15 protein-coding genes and 1 tRNA gene are annotated in these 15499 nt (G+C 70.1%); 5 read left to right on the forward strand and 11 right to left on the reverse strand.

Annotated features, from left to right (window positions below; translation table 11 throughout):
• Position 1: 1 nt before the first annotated feature.
• The 7 genes from WD341_RS00640 to WD341_RS00670 form a co-directional block, all read right to left on the reverse strand.
• Positions 2–949 (reverse strand): nitrilase-related carbon-nitrogen hydrolase, encoded by a 948-nt coding sequence (locus tag WD341_RS00640; protein WP_368423468.1) that lies wholly within the window; start codon positions 947–949, stop codon positions 2–4.
• Positions 950–1025: 76 nt separating this feature from the next.
• Positions 1026–2144 (reverse strand): ABC transporter ATP-binding protein, encoded by a 1119-nt coding sequence (locus tag WD341_RS00645; RefSeq protein ID WP_368423469.1) that lies wholly within the window; start codon positions 2142–2144, stop codon positions 1026–1028.
• A gap of 140 nt (positions 2145–2284) precedes the next feature.
• Positions 2285–3352, reverse strand: coding sequence for an extracellular solute-binding protein (locus WD341_RS00650; protein ID WP_368423470.1), 1068 nt, complete (start codon positions 3350–3352; stop codon positions 2285–2287).
• A gap of 125 nt (positions 3353–3477) precedes the next feature.
• Complete coding sequence (locus tag WD341_RS00655) at positions 3478–4302, reverse strand: ABC transporter permease (RefSeq protein ID WP_368423471.1); 825 nt, start codon at positions 4300–4302, stop codon at positions 3478–3480.
• A complete protein-coding gene (locus WD341_RS00660; RefSeq protein ID WP_368423472.1) occupies positions 4302–5201 on the reverse strand; it encodes an ABC transporter permease in 900 nt (299 codons plus the stop codon). Before WD341_RS00660 ends, WD341_RS00655 begins: the two co-directional genes overlap by 1 nt.
• A 22-nt stretch (positions 5202–5223) precedes the next feature.
• The gene (locus tag WD341_RS00665; RefSeq protein ID WP_368423473.1) at positions 5224–6033 is read right to left on the reverse strand and encodes a tRNA1(Val) (adenine(37)-N6)-methyltransferase; all 810 of its coding nucleotides are present in this window, start codon (positions 6031–6033) and stop codon (positions 5224–5226) included.
• Complete coding sequence (locus WD341_RS00670; RefSeq protein WP_368423474.1) at positions 6011–6244, reverse strand: DUF2007 domain-containing protein; 234 nt, start codon at positions 6242–6244, stop codon at positions 6011–6013. The genes WD341_RS00665 and WD341_RS00670 overlap by 23 nt, the downstream gene beginning before the upstream one ends.
• A gap of 137 nt (positions 6245–6381) precedes the next feature.
• Between WD341_RS00670 and WD341_RS00675 the strand changes: the two genes are divergently transcribed.
• Positions 6382–7401, forward strand: a complete 1020-nt coding sequence (locus WD341_RS00675; RefSeq protein ID WP_368423475.1) for a polyprenyl synthetase family protein — start codon at positions 6382–6384, stop codon at positions 7399–7401.
• 5 nt (positions 7402–7406) lie between these two features.
• Positions 7407–7826, forward strand: a complete 420-nt coding sequence (locus tag WD341_RS00680; protein ID WP_368423476.1) for a GFA family protein — start codon at positions 7407–7409, stop codon at positions 7824–7826.
• Between the two features lie 28 nt (positions 7827–7854).
• Here WD341_RS00680 and WD341_RS00685 read toward each other — a convergent pair whose 3' ends face one another.
• Together WD341_RS00685 and WD341_RS00690 are read right to left on the reverse strand one after the other, a co-directional pair.
• Complete coding sequence (locus WD341_RS00685) at positions 7855–9579, reverse strand: phosphatidylserine/phosphatidylglycerophosphate/cardiolipin synthase family protein (protein ID WP_368423477.1); 1725 nt, start codon at positions 9577–9579, stop codon at positions 7855–7857.
• A 188-nt stretch (positions 9580–9767) separates the two neighbouring features.
• Positions 9768–9844, reverse strand: a tRNA-Pro gene (locus tag WD341_RS00690).
• Between the two features lie 278 nt (positions 9845–10122).
• Here WD341_RS00690 and WD341_RS00695 point away from each other — a divergent pair.
• The 3 genes from WD341_RS00695 (at position 10123) to WD341_RS00705 (ending at position 13381) form a co-directional block, all read left to right on the forward strand.
• A complete protein-coding gene (locus WD341_RS00695; protein WP_368423478.1) occupies positions 10123–11175 on the forward strand; it encodes a TRAP transporter substrate-binding protein in 1053 nt (350 codons plus the stop codon).
• Positions 11176–11336: 161 nt separating this feature from the next.
• A complete protein-coding gene (locus WD341_RS00700; protein ID WP_368423479.1) occupies positions 11337–12017 on the forward strand; it encodes a TRAP transporter small permease subunit in 681 nt (226 codons plus the stop codon).
• Positions 12014–13381 (forward strand): TRAP transporter large permease subunit, encoded by a 1368-nt coding sequence (locus WD341_RS00705; protein WP_368423480.1) that lies wholly within the window; start codon positions 12014–12016, stop codon positions 13379–13381. Before WD341_RS00700 ends, WD341_RS00705 begins: the two co-directional genes overlap by 4 nt.
• A gap of 16 nt (positions 13382–13397) precedes the next feature.
• Here WD341_RS00705 and WD341_RS00710 read toward each other — a convergent pair whose 3' ends face one another.
• Both WD341_RS00710 and WD341_RS00715 read right to left on the reverse strand, forming a co-directional pair.
• Complete coding sequence (locus WD341_RS00710; RefSeq protein WP_368423481.1) at positions 13398–14516, reverse strand: DUF2336 domain-containing protein; 1119 nt, start codon at positions 14514–14516, stop codon at positions 13398–13400.
• A gap of 145 nt (positions 14517–14661) precedes the next feature.
• Positions 14662–15447, reverse strand: a complete 786-nt coding sequence (locus tag WD341_RS00715) for a hypothetical protein (protein WP_368423482.1) — start codon at positions 15445–15447, stop codon at positions 14662–14664.
• Between the last annotated feature and the right edge of the window lie 52 nt (positions 15448–15499).

The raw sequence follows: 15499 nt of genomic DNA on the forward strand, positions 1-15499 counted from the left end.
CCTAGTCCTCCTCGACCGCGGTGACGTGATCGGCGCGCCAGGCGCCCGGCCAGACCTCGGCGCCGCCGCGCTTCAGGGCGCGGATCGTGGCCAGCGGCACCTCGGCGACCAGCAGCGGCCCCTCGTCCTCGGCCCCGGCGGCGGCCGCGATCTCCGCGAGCCGGCCGGTGTAGCCCAGCGCCTCCTCGCAGGGCACGAACAGGCTGGCGCCCGAGACGTTGCCCTCGCGCGGCCGGCCGGTCGCCGCCGCGCCGACGACGCCGACCGCGGCGACCGCGCACTGCAGCTCGACGGCGCGCGCCTTGGCGCAGTCGAAAACCCGCGAGTAGCCCGAGAGCTTGCTCGTCATGGAGGGCACCAGCAGCAGGTCGAGGTCGAGCGGCGCCAGCAGGCTGGACAGGGCCGGCATCTCGACGTCGAGGCAGATCAGCGTCGCCAGGCGCACGCCCCGCCACTCGACGATCCTGACCTCGTCGCCGGTCGAGAGGTTCCAGCCGGCCGGGTCCTTCTCGCCCGGCGTCAGGCAGAGCTTGTCCTGGCGCAGGAGGCGGCCGTCGGGCAGCAGCAGGTGGGCACGGTTGAGGAAGGGCGGGATCGGCTCGCCGCCCGACTCTTGCCGCGGCTCGAAGCGGACCGGGACGGTGCCGGCGAGCAGCGCCATGTCGTGCCGGGCCGGAAGCTCGCGGATCGCCTCCAGCGCCGCGTCCGACTGCGCCGCCATCCACTCGATCTCGTCGCTGCCTTTAAGGCCGGCGGGGGCGAAGGACAGCCACTGCTCGGAGCAGTACTCCGGCATGACCAGCAGGTCGGCGCCGCGGGCCTTGGCCTCGGCCATGCGGCGGTCGACCAGCGCGGCCCAGCCGTCGAGGCCGTTGAGCGGCTGCGCCAGGTTGGTCGCCCAGAGCGCGACCGTGAGGCTGTCCGTGAAGGGGGCGGTGGCGGGAGTCATGGCAGGAACCTGGAGGCAGGGGCTTCGGTGCGGGGCGGCGGGCGAACCGCCGATCTGGGGCCGCAAGGCCGCCGGGTCAATCGCGCAGCACCTGGACCGCCTCGGACGGCAGCAGGATGGCGACGCGCTCGCCGACCTCGTGGCGGCGCGCGGCGCCCTCGCGGTTCTGCAGGCGCGCCACGAAGCGGCCGCCGTCTTCCAGGGTCACGTGGTAGGTCGTGTCGGTGCCGAAGTAGACGATGGTCTCGACCGTGCCGCCCAGCTGCCCGGCCGCGTCCTCGACTGCGTCACCCTGGGCCGCCTCCCCGAGAGCGCGGAGCTCGGCGCGTTCGGGGCGCACCGCCAGGGTCACGACCTGCCCCGGCTTGTGCTCGAAGGCATCGGCGACCGAGAGCGCGCCGCCGCCGGGCAGGCGCACGCGCAGGGCCGAGCCCTCGGCGGCCAACACCTCGGCCTCGACGAAGTTGGTCTCGCCGATGAAGTCGGCGACGAAGCGCCGGGTCGGCTTCTCGTAGATTTCCGCAGGATCGCCGATCTGCAGGATCTTGCCCTCGCTCATGACCGCGACGCGGTCCGACATGGTCAGCGCCTCCTCCTGGTCGTGGGTCACGAACACGAAGGTGATGCCGGTCTCGTGCTGCAGGCGCTTGAGCTCGATCTGCATCTCCTTGCGCAGCTTCAGGTCGAGCGCGGAGAGCGGTTCGTCGAGCAGCAGCACCTTCGGCCGGTTGGCCAGCGCCCGCGCCAGCGCCACGCGCTGCTGCTGGCCGCCGGAGAGCTGCGCCGGCCGGCGGTCGGCCATGCCGCCGAGCTTGACCAGCGCCAGGGTGCGCTCGACGGTGCCGGCGATGGTCTTGCGGTCCTGGCCGAGCATCTCCAGGCCGAAGCCGACGTTCTGGGCTACGGTCATGTGCGGGAACAGGGCGTAGCTCTGGAACACCGTGTTGACCGGCCGGCGGAAGGGCGGCGTGCCGGCGATCGGCTGGCCCTCGAGCAGGATCTCGCCCGAGGTCGGCTGCTCGAAGCCGGCGATCAGACGCAGCAGGGTGGTCTTGCCGCAGCCCGACGGGCCGAGCAGCGTGAAGAACTCGTTCTGCCTGATCGCGACGTCGACTTCGTCGAGCGCCCGCACCGCGCCGGCACCGCTGCCGAAGACCTTCGAGACGCCCTGCGCCTCCACCGCCATGACCGTCATGTCCGCTCCGCGCGTCGGGGGCTGCCTGCCGCCGACTCTATCCGATCGACACTATCCGATTTCTCGGGAGAATTGCGCCGCCCGCAACGCGGCCCGGGCCGTGGGGCGGCCGGGTCCGTCTTCACTGCCGGTGATACGGCTCAGCCCTTGAGGCGCGTCCAGACGCGGTCGCGCAGCTCGACCGCCTTCTCGTTGCACTCCTTGAAGGGCCGCAGGCGCTCGGCGTACTCCTCCGGCATGTTGACCGCCGGATCGTTCTTCAGGCTCTCCTCGAGGTGCTCGCTGGAGCCCTTGATGGCATTCATGTAGCCCGTGTAGTTGCTGGCGATGGCGGCGTTCTCCGGCTCCATCATCCAGTTCAGGAAGGTCTTGGCGTTCTCCTTGTTGGGAGCGCCGGCCGGCACCATCATGCTGTCCGACCAGAAGGTCGCGCCTTCCTCGGGATAGACGTAGACGACGCTGGGCCGCTCTTCCTTGACGCGATGCGCGGCACCGTTCCACTGCATGTGGACCGCCACCTCGCCGGCGATCATGCGGTCGATCGTGCCCTCGGAGCTGTAGAGCTTGAGGTGCGGTTTCTGGCCCAGCAGCAGGTCCAGGATCTGCTGCGCCTCCTCGGCATTGTCGGTGCACTTGTCGACACCGAGGTAGTAGGCGGCGGCGTAGTAGACGTCGCGCATGTCGTTGAGCGACGCGAGACCGGCCTGGGCGATCTCCTCGGTCGGCTTGAAGTACCACTCCCAGCTCTCCGGCAGCGTGCCGAGCTTCTCGGAATCGTAGCTGACGCCGGTCGTGCCCCACATGTAGGGGATCGAGTACTCGCGCTTCGGGTCCGTGGTCGGCGCATCGTGCGGGGCCATGACGTTCTTGAAGTTCGGCAGCGTCGAGGCGTCGATCTTCTCGGCCAGGCCCTGGCTGATCATCACGGTCACAGTCGACCCCGAGGGGAAGACGATGTCGTAGCCGCCGCCGCCGGCCTGGATCTTGGCCAACATGTCTTCGTCCGAGGCGTAGGTGTCGAGCGAGACCGAGATGCCGGTGTCCTTCTCGAACTTCTCCATCAGCTCGGGCGGGAAGTAGTTCGACCAGTTGAAGAGGTGCAGATCGCCCTCGGCCTTGGCGGCCTGCGGCAGGGCGAGGCTGGTGGTCAAAGCCGCCGCGAGGGCGAAGGCCCCGGCACCGGCGGTCAGGAAACGCAACGATTGCATGGTGATGCCTCCCGCTTCTTTGGTTGAACGGTCATTCAGCGAGTTTAGCACGAGCCGCCGGAATGCCCAAATCCGCGGCGGCGCGCCCGCGAATCCCCGCGCACCCTTGTGTCGCTCCGGCCCGCTCAGATGCGGTTCTTGCCGCTGGCCAGAACGAAGGAGATCGTCACGAAGGTGATCGAGATCAGCAGCATCAGCGCCGAGATCGCGTTGACCTCCGGCGTGACGCCCATGCGGATCAGGCTGAAGATGTAGACCGGCAGCGTCGTCGAGCCGGCGCCGGCCGTGAAGAAGGTGATGACGAAGTCGTCGAGCGAGATGATGAAGGCCAGCATCGCGCCCGAGAGGATGCCGGGGAACAGCAGCGGCAGGATGACCCGCACGAAGCTGCGCCACTCGTTGGCATAGAGGTCGGCGGCGGCCTCGCGCAGCGCGGGGTCCATGTCCTGCAGGCGGGCGCGGATCGGCAGGTAGGCGAAGGGGATGCAGAAGACCGTGTGGGCGATGATCACGGTCGTCAGGCCGAGTTGCAGGCCGAGCGCCACGAAGAACAGCAGCGTCGCCACGGCGGTGACGATCTCGGGGACGATCAGCGGCAGCGACAGCAGCGCCGTGACGCCGGTGGCGCCGCGGAACCGGCGCCGGCTCATGCCGAGGGCCGCCAGGGTCGCGATCGTCGTCGAGAGCAGCATCGCCGAGGCGGCGATGATCAGCGAGTTCCCGGCGGCCTGCAGCATGTCGCTGTTGGACAGCGCGCGCAGGTACCAGTCGGTCGTGAACTCGGTCCAGATCGTCGCCGTGCGGTTCTCGTTGAAGGACAGCGCGACCAGGATCGCGATCGGCAGGTAGAGATAGGCGAAAAACACCGCCGAGACGGTCGCCAGGCCGGGGAAGTGGCGGGTCCGGAAGCCCTTGCCGCGCCGCGGCGGCGGCTGTGCCGCGCCGGCCATCAGCCGGCCGCCTCGCGGCGCCGGCTGCGCAGCGCCTGGAAGGTCATGGCGGCCAGGACCATGGCCAGCAGGAAGAAGGCCAGCGCCGCGCCGAACGGCCAGTCGCGCGCTTCGCTGAAGCGGCCCGCGACCAGGTTGCCGATCATCAGGGTCTTGCTGCCGCCGAGCAGGGCCGGCGTCACGTAGGCGCCCAGGCAGGGCACGAAGACCAGGATGCTGCCGGCGACGATGCCGGGCTTGGCGAGCGGCAGCACGATGCGGCGCAGCATCGTCCTGCGGTCGGCGTAGAGGTCGTAGGCGGCCTCGACCAGGCGGAAGTCGATCTTCTCGAGGCTGGCGTAGATCGGCAGTACCATGAAAGGCATGAAGGAATAGGCCAGGCCGACGGCCACGGCGAAGGGCGTGTAGAGCAGCGGCAGGGGGTGGTCGATGATGCCGACGCCGAGCAGGGCGCCGTTGATCAGCCCGGTGTCGCGCAGCAGCAGGACCCAGGCATAGTTGCGCACCAGCAGGTTGGTCCAGAAGGGCACGGTGACCAGAAAGATCAGCACCGTCCGGTAGGGCTCGCGCTGCATCGTCATGTAGAGCGCGACCGGAAAGCCGACCAGCAGCGCGACCGCGGTGGTCGTCAGCGACAGCCAGAAGGAGCGCAGGAAGATCTGCAGGTAGATCGTGGTGAAGGAAAGGGTGTCGTCGAGGTTCCGCTCGAACAGGAACTTGACGTAGGCGTCGGTCGAGAAGCTGTCCCACTGGACGCCGCCGTAGATGTTGCGCTGGAGCAGCGAGACCACGACCATCAGGCCGAGCGGGACGATCATGAAGAAGCCGATCATCCCGACGGCGGGGCCGATCAGCAGCAGGCGCTGCAGGGCGGGATGGCGGCGTAGGGAGGCGAACATGCTGCCTGGGCGACCGTTCTACTCAGATTTCCTGCGGTGGGCGCCAGCCCTCCTCCGCGCTCAGCGGCAGCGCCACCGCGTCCCGCAGTACCGCGTCGGCGGCCAGCGTAAAGCGCCCGTCGGCTTCATGCAAAAGCATTCCGGACAGCAGGATCAGGGGCGCGCGGGCGCCCTTGCGCGCCTGCAGCAGCAGGCGCCGCGCCGGCCGGCCCGGCTTCGGCCAGAGCGGCAGCAGGCGCAGCTCGCCGGCCCGGCCCGCGAGCGCCGCCAGCGCCTCGGGCAGCCTGTCGCTGCGCAGGATCAGGGTCAGCGTGCCCTCGGGGCGCAGGCAGCGCAGCGCGGCCTCGATCCAGTCGCAGAGCTCGCCGGCCGCGGCATGATGGGCGGTGGCGCGCTGGGCGTCCGGCGAGGGCCGGGCCTCGCCGTGGAACGGCGGGTTGGCGAAGACGCGGTCGTAGCCCCGGCCGAGCCCGGCCGGCAGCCGCCGCAGGTCGCCCTCGACGACCTCGAGCCGGTCGCTCAGGCCGTTTTCCGAGGCGTTGCGCCGCGCCAGCGCCGCCAGCTCGGGCTGCAGCTCCAGGCCCGCGACCCGGCAGCCCGCGACCCGGCGCAGCAGGCAGAGCGCGGCGGCGCCGCTGCCCAGGCCGAGCTCCAGCAGCCGCTCTCCGGCCCGCGCCGGCACCGCCGCGGCAAGCAGCACCGGATCGATCGCCGCACGGTAGCCCTGGGCCGGCTGAAACAGGCGCAGGCGTCCACCGAGCAGGGCGTCGGGCGCCTCGCCGCCGCCGTCCGCGACGGCCGGCGGCGGCTCAGCCGAAGAAGCCGTCGCCACGGCTGATCTCCTCGCCGGAAGCCTCGAGGACGCGACGCGCCGCCTCGAAGTCCTCGTCGATCACCGCCAGGCGCCGCGGGATCGCGACCGCCGAGCCCTCCAGGACCGAGGTGTGCAGGTCGAGGTCGAGGACCTCGATTCCGGCGTCCTTGAGCAGCGCCTTGATCCAGGAGATCTTGACGGGATCGGTGCTGCGCAAAACTTCCTTCATGTGGTCCTCACGACGCTTGGACGTGCCCGGGTTCCGCTTGACCGCCTAGAAGTGGCCCCTATGCTGCGCTGCAAGGCTGAGGGAGGCCTAGCCGGGCGTCACCGCGGGACGCACAAGATAGACACGGAAACGCGATCTTGGCCGCAGCCATCGACCTGAAGCAACCAAAGCCGTCCGAGGGAGGTGGGATCGAGCCGCTGGTCCGCCTCGTCGAAAGCGACCTGAAGCGGGTCAACGAGATCATCCTCGACAAGATGCAATCGCCGGTCGCGCTGATTCCGCAGCTGGCCGGCCACATCATCGCGGCCGGCGGCAAGCGGCTGCGGCCCATGCTGACCCTGGCCAGTGCCCGGCTGTGCAAGGCCGAGGGCGAGCGGCAGATGGCCCTGGCTGCCTGCGTCGAGTTCATCCACACCGCGACCCTGCTGCACGACGACGTGGTCGACGCCAGCGAGCTGCGGCGCGGCCTGCAGACCGCCAACGCTGTGTTCGGCAACAAGGCCAGCGTGCTGGTCGGCGACTTCCTGTTCAGCCGCGCCTTCCAGCTGATGGTCGAGGACGGCTCGCTGAAGGTCCTCAAGGCCCTCTCCGACGCCTCGGCGATCATCGCCGAGGGCGAGGTCCACCAGCTGATGACCGCCAACGACATGGCGACCGACGAGGGCGCCTACCTCGAGGTGATCCGCGCCAAGACTGCCGCCCTCTTCGCCGCCGCCTGCCAGGTCGGCGCGATCGTCGCCGGGCGGCCGGAGGCCGACGAGGAGGCGCTCTACGGCTACGGCCTCAACTTCGGCATCGCCTTCCAGCTGGTCGACGACATCCTCGACTACACGGGCGACGACGGCGGCCTGGGCAAAAGCTGCGGCGACGACTTCCGGGAAGGCAAGATCACCCTGCCGGTGGTGCTCGCCTACGCTCGCGGCGACGAGAGCGAGCGCGCCTTCTGGCGCCGCTGCCTGGAGGACCTGGACCAGGGCGAGGGCGACTTTGCCCACGCCCTGCAGCTGCTCAACCGCCACCGGGCGATCGCCGATTCCAAAGGCCGCGCGCAGGAGTACGGCGCCCGCGCCCGCGAGGCCATGGTCGTGCTGCCCGACAACGAGGCCCGCCAGGCCCTGCTCGACGTCGTCGATTTCTGCGTCGAGCGCCTCTACTAGGCGCCATGCGGACCGGCACCACGCGGACCGGCGGCTGCCAGTGCGGCGCGGTCCGCTACCAATGCGCAGACACCCCGCTCGCCCTCTATGCCTGTCACTGCACCGAATGCCGGCGCCAGTCGGGCTCGGCCTTCGGCCTGTCCTACCAGGTGGCGCGCGCCTCTTTCCGGCTGCTCCAGGGCGCGCCCGGCTGCTGGTCCCGGCCGACCGACAGCGGCGGCAGGCTCGACTGCCGCTTCTTCCCTGCGTGCGGAACCCGGCTGTGGCACGAGGCGAGCCCGGACGCCGGCACCCTGACCGTCAAGGCCGGGACGCTCGACCGGCCGGTCGATCTGGCGGAGGCGATCCACATCTGGACCAGGAGCCGCCTGCCGGGCGTCGCGATCCCGCCCGACGCCGCGCAGTTCCCGGGCGAGCCGGACTGAGGGCCGGCGGGCAGCGCCGCTCGCCCGGTCACACCAGTTCCGGCGGCACCAGCAGGGAGCTCTCGGCGAAGGCCTCGACCGCCGACTCCGAAAGCGGCACGACGTAGCCCTGCCGCTCCTCGGCGGTGGCGCGGATGTTGCGGTGGGCGATCTTCTTCCAGCGCTCGAGCAGCCCGTCCTCCCAGCCGGAGACGTCGAGGCCCAGCGCGTGGCGCCACAGCCGTTCGCGGTAGTGGCGCGCCGAGGCTTCGCCGCGCCACAGGACCGCCGTCTCGGTATCGCACAGCAGGCTGCGGTCGTTCAGGTTCGCCGAGCCGATCAGCGCCAGCCGGTCGTCGACGACCAGGGTCTTGGCGTGGATGTAGATCATGCTCTCGACGACCTTCTCGCGCTCGGCCTCGGGGTCGATCGTGCCGGAGCCGGCGCGCAGCAGGGTGAAGATGCCGACCCGTTCGGCGACCTCCCGGCGCAGCCTGTGCACGGCCCGCTCCTGCAGCTCCTGCCCCTTGGTGGTGGCGCCGTTCGGCTCGCTGAAACGCAGCAGGTTCTCGGGCAGCAGCGGCAGCAGGATGATGATCTCCAGAGTGTCCACCGCGCGGGCGCGGGCGACCAGCGCGTCGACGATCGTCTGGCTGCGCAGGAACTGGGTCTCGATGTAGATCAGCCGCTCGGCGCTGCCGATCGCCCAGAGGTAGCCGTCGCGGATCTCGGCGACGACGTTGCGCGGCGCGCGCGAGAAGGAGGACTTCATCTGCGCGGAGATGGTGCGCAGGGGCACCGCCTCGACCAGACCGTCCGGTGCCGGGACCGATGGCGGACCGCCGGGGGACGCCTCTTCCCCTGGAGCGTCCTCGGCAGGGAGCTCGACCGGCAGCTTCTCGACGGCCCCCGGCGTCGGCAGGGGCGCCACGGATCTCGGGCGGCGGGTCTTGCGCAGGAAGGCGAGGTAGTCGTCGAGCTCGGCGTTCCAGCGGCGCCGGAAGTGGCGAGCGAAGGCCAGCGCGACCGGGCCTTCCAGGCGGCAGGCGACGTCGTGCCAGGCGAAGTCGTTCTCGTGCGCCTGGCTGTCCTTGCGCTGGGCGTCGATGTCGAGGCCGCCGAGGAAGGCCAGCCGGTCGTCGACGACGCAGAGCTTCTCGTGGTGCGCCGCCGGGTAGACCGTCGGCCAGGCGTTGGGCATCAGCGAGAAGCCGCCGCGCCCGAACGGCCGGATGTAGCGCCACAGGCCCGGCAGGTTGCCCAGCTTGTCGAGCGCCGCCTGGCGGCCCTCCTCGGCCTGAGTCCGGCGCAGCGCGTCGCGCGACTCCTTGACGTGGCGGCGGATCACCGGCTGGGCCAGCAGCCGCACGCTCTGGCCGATGCGCGCCTCGTGGCGGGTGCAGACGACCTTCAGGCGTTCGCGCGCCGCTTCGCTCAGGCCTTCGCGGATCTGGAGGAAGCGGCGATAGGCGGCCCAGGCGCTCTCGTGGAACTCGCGGCCGAGCACCGGGTCGAAGTCGGCGATCAGGATGCGCGCGACGACGCCGCGCTCGACCGTCGCGGCGACCAGGTCCAGCCAAGTCGCCTGCCGGCCAGGGCCGCCCTCAGTCGCCTCCCCCTCCAGCACGTCGGAACAGAGCGGCAGGCCGGGGTCGATCGTCCAGTAGGCCATGTGGACGCTCTGCCGCGCGCCGGCGATCGCCCTTTCGAGCGCCGGGTAGGTCTCCGCGGCCTCGATCAGCGGCTCGATCCTGTTGCCCGGAAGAAACTCCACGCGCCCGCCCCTCGGCTGCCTGCTCGACCCCACGGCCGCAGGGCCGCTCGCCCGATGCTCCTCAACGCGAAAGGCCCGCGTTCGGTTCGAGGCGCGTTCGGTTCGAGATGCTTGGGGACCGGGGGCCGGCGCCGAACGCGAAGACGCCCGCCGCGGTCGCGCGGGGGGGGCGTCCTTCGTCGACCGGTTGGTCGGGGAGAGAGGATTCGAACCTCCGGCCCCCACGTCCCGAACGTGGTGCTCTACCAGGCTGAGCTACTCCCCGGCTGGCGCCCCGGCGTCTGGCCGATGGTCCGGCCCGACAGTCCGGAAGGGCGCTGTATAGCGCCCCTCGCTAGGCGATGCAATCACCCGATCGAGCGGCGATTCGGCCCCGCGCGCACCGCCTCGAGGGTTGCGCTCGGCATTGTTTTGCCTTGTGCAAAACGCATGGCGCGCGATAGCTTTGCGCACCAGGAATTGGTCCGGTAGCCAGACCGCTGCCACAAAGAGACCAGCCGGGGACGGGGCCCGGCGACAACCATGAATGGGAGGGCAATCACGATGAGAATTCGCAGAGCAACCGCCACTACCGTGGCGGCAGCCATGGTCGTCGGCCTGAGCCTCGCCGGCGTGACCGGGCAGGCCGCGGCGCAGACCGAGTGGAACATGCAGTCGACCTACGCCAGCTCGCTGACCCAGCTGGGCTCGATGGGCGTCGAAATCGCCAAGCGGGTCGAGGCCGTCTCCGGCGGCGAGCTGGTCATCAACTTCCAGGAGCCGGGCGCCATCGTTCCGGCGCTGGAAGCCTTCGACGCGGTTTCGGCCGGCGCGGTCGAGGCGGCCTGGTCGACCCCGGGCTACTGGACTGGCAAGGAGGTCGCCCTGGCGCTCTTCGCCGCCGTTCCCTTTGGGCCGGGAGCCGGCGAGTACACCGCTTGGATGTACTTCGGCGGCGGCCGCGAGCTGTTCGACGAGATCTACGCCAAGTATAACATCAAGTCGCTGATCTGCGGCATCATCGCGCCCGAGGCCTCCGGCTGGTTCCGCAAGGAGATCAAGACGCTCGAGGATCTCAAGGGCCTGAAGATGCGCTTCTTCGGCCTGGGCGCCCGGGTCATGGAGAAGCACGGGGTTTCGACCCAGCTGCTGGCGGGCGGCGACATCTACCCCGCGCTCGAGCTGGGTACGATCGACGCCACCGAGTTCTCGATGCCGGCCATCGACCTGAAGCTCGGCTTCTACCAGGTCGCCAAGCACTACTACTTCCCGGGCTGGCACCAGCAGTCGACCTTCTTCGAGCTGATGATCAACAAGGATGTCTGGGACGCCCTGTCGGACACCCGCAAGGCGCAGCTCGAGACGGTCTGCCAGTCGGCCATCGCCTACGGCTTGGCCGAGGGCGAGGCGATCCAGTTCGACGCCTTGAAGGAGCTGCAGGAGAAAGGCGTGACCCTGCACCGCTGGCCGCCCGAAATCCTGGACGCCCTGCGCAACTCCTGGGACGAGGTCGCCGCCGAGCTGGCCGCGGAGAACCCGGTCTTCGCCGAGGTGTGGGAGTCGCTGTCGACCTTCCGCGCCGGCTACGCGACCTGGAAGGACCTCGGCTACCTCTGATCGCCGCGGCTCCGCCGGAGCCGTGAGACGCATGGACGCGGGCGCCGGAACCTGCCGGATCGACCGGCCGGCTTCCGGCGCCCCGCGCCGCGGCACCGCACCTGCCGTGCCTTCGCCGCACGCCGCGACCGAGCCCAAAGCCGAGACCGAAGACGCTAAAGATGCTTAGCCTGCTCAAGATCAGCGACGCCCTGAGCGCCTTCGTCGTGGCGATCGGCCGCCTCGCTTCCTGGCTGTTCGTGCCGCTTGCAGCGATCATCATGATCGACGTGGTCTGGCGCGTCTGGGTCGGCTCCAACCCGGCACTGACCTCCTCCTGGTTTCATCGCAACATCGGCTCGACCAAGCTGCAGGAGATGGAGTGGCACCTGCATGCCGCCCTGTTCCTGCTCGCCATCGGCTTCACCTATCTCAAGGACGGCCACGTCCGCGTCGAGATCGTGCGCGAGCGCATGAGACCGCGACTGCGCGCCTGGATCGAGCTGCTGGGCTGCCTGCTGTTCGTCCTGACCTACTGCTACATCCTGCTCGACTTCGGCATCGACTTCGCCCAGCGCTCCTACCGGACCAACGAGATCTCCAACGCCATGACCGGCCTGTCGGAGCGCTGGATCATCAAGTCGATGCTGCCGCTCTGCTTCGTGCTGCTGGCCCTCTCGGCGATCTCCGTGGCGCTGCGCCACCTCGTCTACCTGTTCGGCCCGCCGGAGCTGCGCCGCCGGTCCGGCCAGTTCGTCGAGGTCGACCACTTGGCCGAGATGAAGCAGGAGACCGAGGAGGAGATCGCCGCCTATCAGGCGGCGCTGCGCAAGAACGAGACCGGGAGAGCCAAGGGGCCATGACCTTCCTGGAGATCCTGCCCCTGCTGATGTTCGGCACGCTGGCGCTGTTCATCTTCACGGGCTATCCGGTCGCCTTCGTGCTGGGCGGCGTCGGCCTCGGCTTCGCCCTGTTCGGCGACCTGATCGGCGAGTTCCGCTACATGCAGTTCTTCTCGCTGCCGCTGCGCATCTACGGCGGCACGATGGAGAACATGGTCCTGGTCGCGATTCCCATGTTCATCTTCATGGGCACGATGCTGGAGAAGTCGCGGGTCGCCGAGGATCTGCTCTACACCCTGCAGATCCTGACCCGGCGCCTGCCCGGCGGCCTCGCGCTCTCGGTCACGATCATGGGCACGATCCTGGCCGCGACCACCGGCATCATCGGCGCTTCCGTGGTGCTGATGACGCTGATGGCGCTGCCGGTGATGATCCAGCGCGGCTACTCGATCCCCCTGGCGACCGGCACGATCGCCGCCTCCGGCACGCTCGGCATCCTGATCCCGCCGTCGATCATGCTGGTCATCATGGCCGACCTGCTGTCGATCTCGGTCGGCGACCTCTTCGTCGGCGCCGTGATCCCGGGCTTCATGCTCTCGGGTTTCTACCTGCTCTACATCCTCGGCATCGGCCTGGTCCGGCCCGCCGCAGCCCCGCCCCTGCCGGCCGACGTCGGCCCGGACAGCCATGGCGAGCTGGCGATCCTGGTGATCCGCAGCTTCATCCCGCCGGTGCTGCTGATCGTCTTCGTGCTGGGCTCGATCTTCGGCGGCTTCGCGACGCCGACCGAGGCTGCCGGCGTCGGCGCGGTCGGGGCGACGCTGCTGGCCCTGGCCAACGGGCGGCTGACCTACCGGACCCTGCGCGAGGTCTGCGTCCGCTCGGCCGTGACCGGCGGCATGCTGTTCGGCATCTTCATCGGCGCGACCTGCTTTTCCTTCGTCTTCAAGTCGCTGCACGGCGACCGCACGATCATCGACCTGGTGCAGTCGATCGGCCTCGGCCCCTGGGGCGTGCTGATCGCCCTGATGGCCCTGGTCTTCGTGCTCGGGTTCTTCTTCGACTGGATCGAGATCACGCTGATCGTGCTGCCGGTCTTCGCGCCGATCGTGGCGCTGCTCGACTTCGGCGCCCACATCCCGGTCAGGACGGACGTGCTCTACTGGTTCGCGATCCTGCTCGCCGTCAACCTGCAGACCTCCTTCCTGACGCCACCCTTCGGCTTCGCGCTCTTCTACATGAAGGGCGTGGCGCCGCCGGAAGTGAGGATTCAGGACATCTACCGAGGCATCGTGCCCTTCGTGCTGCTGCAGCTGATCGGCCTGGGCCTGGTCATGGCCTTCCCGGAGCTGACGCTCTGGCTGCCCCGGGTGTTGCTCAACTGAGGGACCGCGGCCCCGGTCAGGCGGCCATCTGGGTCAGCTTGCGGGCCAGGAACTCGCGGTCGGCCGGCTCCAGGGTCGCGGCGTCCTCGCCGACCGTGAGCAGCCGCTCGAGCATCCGCTCGACGAAGCGCCGACGGTCGTTGCCGCTGCCGTCGTAGTCGGTTTCCAGGCGCACCAGCAGGGCGGTCCGGAAAGCCGGCAGCAGCCGCTCGGGCAGGCCGGCGCGCCGGCAGATCGAGGTCAGGCCAAGCTGGCCCTCGTCGTGGATCAGGATGCGGGCGTTGGCCAGGGAGACACGCGCCAGGCGCGCCAGCGAGGCCTCGAAGAAAGTCAGGTCGCCGAAGCAGAGGGTGCGCAGCACCAGCCAGGGCGACAGGCGCCCGGCCCGCGACAGCTGATCCACCAGCCGCTCGAGCTCGGCCTCGTCGCCGATCGTCCGGGTGCCGACCAGGTCGACCAGCGCCCGCTCGCGGGCCTGCAGGATCAGGTCGGTCGCGGCGTCTGGGCTGAGGGAGGCGCGGCGGATCAGGTAGTCCTGCAGCTGCTCGGCGACGGCCGCGATCATGCGGGCCGCGACGCTGGCCGGCAGGTCGCTGCGCCTGGCGAGGGAATCGCCGACCGAGCCGGCACGGCCGTGGATCGACAGCGCGCGCTCGTAGGCGGGCTCGGCGATGATCGCGCCTTCGTTGTCGATCAGGCGCGCGACCACCGTCTCGTCGCCGTTGTCGATCAGCGCGTCGGAAACGCTCTCCGGCACGTGTGCGCGACCGGCGATCGCCAGCTGGCGGTTCCGCCGGCCCTCGAGGACGATCGCGACCAGGTCCTGCTCGGCCAGCACGTCGCTGAACTGCAGCAGCGGCAGCGCTACCGAATCGACGTCGGCGGCGAGGCGCTGCGCCACGTCGCGCGGCAGGTCCGGGTTGCCCTTGAGATGGGCCGCCAGGGCTTCGCGCACCGAGACCTCGGCGTCGCGCGCCAGCGAGCGAAGGATGTCTTCCGCGAGCCGGCGCTCGGAGGCGCTGAGCTCGCCCCTGTCGAAGCCTGCCGCAACCTTTGCCGCCGTCGCCGCGCGGCTCTTGGCCGAGGGATTGGCCAGGAGTCTGTCGACGTCGTCGTGAGAGAGTGTGCCGGCCATGCGCCTCATCCGGTGGGTGCGAGCAGCGAGTCGGCGGGCGCCGGGTCGGCAAGCACCGCAGCCTCATGGTCGCCCCGAAAGCGTTAAGTCGCGATTAATTGCGCTGTCCGGAGCGCGCCGAGGGCCTGCAGCCGGGCCGACCGCCTCAGCCGTCGTGGCCCAGGGCCGCGATCGCCTCGCCCAGGCGCCGGACGTCGCTCGCCAGGTCGATGTCCAGGCAGGAGGTGACCTCCAGGCGCCGGTCCTCGTAGACGTCGGGCGGATTGCGCTCGCGCTGCCAGCGGTGCACCGCCTGGTCGCGCTGTCGGACCAGCGCGCCGATGAACGGCCGGTACATCGCCAGCAGCCCGGTGATCCAGCGGTTCACCGGCCAGGAGGGCCGCGCGTGGTCGATGGCGAAGCGCGGCAGCATCCGCACGACGTCCTCCGCGCCGTACCAGGTCTCGCCGGTGACCCAGCGGTTGACGGTGAAGAGGCGTACGGGCTGCCCGCGGCTGTCCATGGCGATGGCCACCAGGTGCGAGAGCGCGTCCTCGGGATCGCCCGGCGGCTGCAGGGTCGACATCGGCGCCGGCCGCATGCCGGGCGGCATCCCCGCCGGTCTCAGGAAGGTGTGGAAGTGGCCGTGTTCGTCGGCGAAGCGCTGATCCACGCCATGGGCGTGATAGTAGTACTGGCCATGGGTCTCGTGGTCGTAGACGTCGCCCTTGGGGTAGTGGTCCCACTCGTAGAAGGTGCCGCAGCCGCGCAGCAGTTCCCCGACCACGTTGTCCCCGGTCTTGGCCAGCACACGATGGATCTCCGTGACGGCGGTGGCGGCCTCGGCCATCGCCTCGAGGCACGGCCGGTCGAACTGCGCGTACTCGACCTGCGGCAGAGCGTGGCAACCCTCGAGGGCGCGGCGTGAACGGGAGCGGGAAGCCTGCAGCATGGTCCTGTCCAGAAACTCCCGCCCTTCGGGGCCGGGCGGCTGAGGGTAGCCG

The organism is Tistlia sp., from assembly GCF_040905785.1.
Lineage (GTDB): Bacteria > Pseudomonadota > Alphaproteobacteria > Kiloniellales > DSM-21159 > Tistlia.

Bases quoted from the DNA above. Each gene is read 5' to 3' on its own strand.
- WD341_RS00640 (WP_368423468.1), bottom strand. From the start codon at position 949: ATGACTCCCGCCACCGCCCCCTTCACGGACAGCCTCACGGTCGCGCTC.
- WD341_RS00645 (WP_368423469.1), bottom strand. From the start codon at position 2,144: ATGACGGTCATGGCGGTGGAGGCGCAGGGCGTCTCGAAGGTCTTCGGC.
- WD341_RS00650 (WP_368423470.1), bottom strand. From the start codon at position 3,352: ATGCAATCGTTGCGTTTCCTGACCGCCGGTGCCGGGGCCTTCGCCCTC.
- WD341_RS00655 (WP_368423471.1), bottom strand. From the start codon at position 4,302: ATGGCCGGCGCGGCACAGCCGCCGCCGCGGCGCGGCAAGGGCTTCCGG.
- WD341_RS00660 (WP_368423472.1), bottom strand. From the start codon at position 5,201: ATGTTCGCCTCCCTACGCCGCCATCCCGCCCTGCAGCGCCTGCTGCTG.
- WD341_RS00670 (WP_368423474.1), bottom strand. From the start codon at position 6,244: ATGAAGGAAGTTTTGCGCAGCACCGATCCCGTCAAGATCTCCTGGATC.
- WD341_RS00680 (WP_368423476.1), top strand. From the start codon at position 7,407: ATGCGGACCGGCACCACGCGGACCGGCGGCTGCCAGTGCGGCGCGGTC.
- WD341_RS00695 (WP_368423478.1), top strand. From the start codon at position 10,123: ATGAGAATTCGCAGAGCAACCGCCACTACCGTGGCGGCAGCCATGGTC.
- WD341_RS00700 (WP_368423479.1), top strand. From the start codon at position 11,337: ATGCTTAGCCTGCTCAAGATCAGCGACGCCCTGAGCGCCTTCGTCGTG.
- WD341_RS00705 (WP_368423480.1), top strand. From the start codon at position 12,014: ATGACCTTCCTGGAGATCCTGCCCCTGCTGATGTTCGGCACGCTGGCG.
- WD341_RS00710 (WP_368423481.1), bottom strand. From the start codon at position 14,516: ATGGCCGGCACACTCTCTCACGACGACGTCGACAGACTCCTGGCCAAT.
- WD341_RS00715 (WP_368423482.1), bottom strand. From the start codon at position 15,447: ATGCTGCAGGCTTCCCGCTCCCGTTCACGCCGCGCCCTCGAGGGTTGC.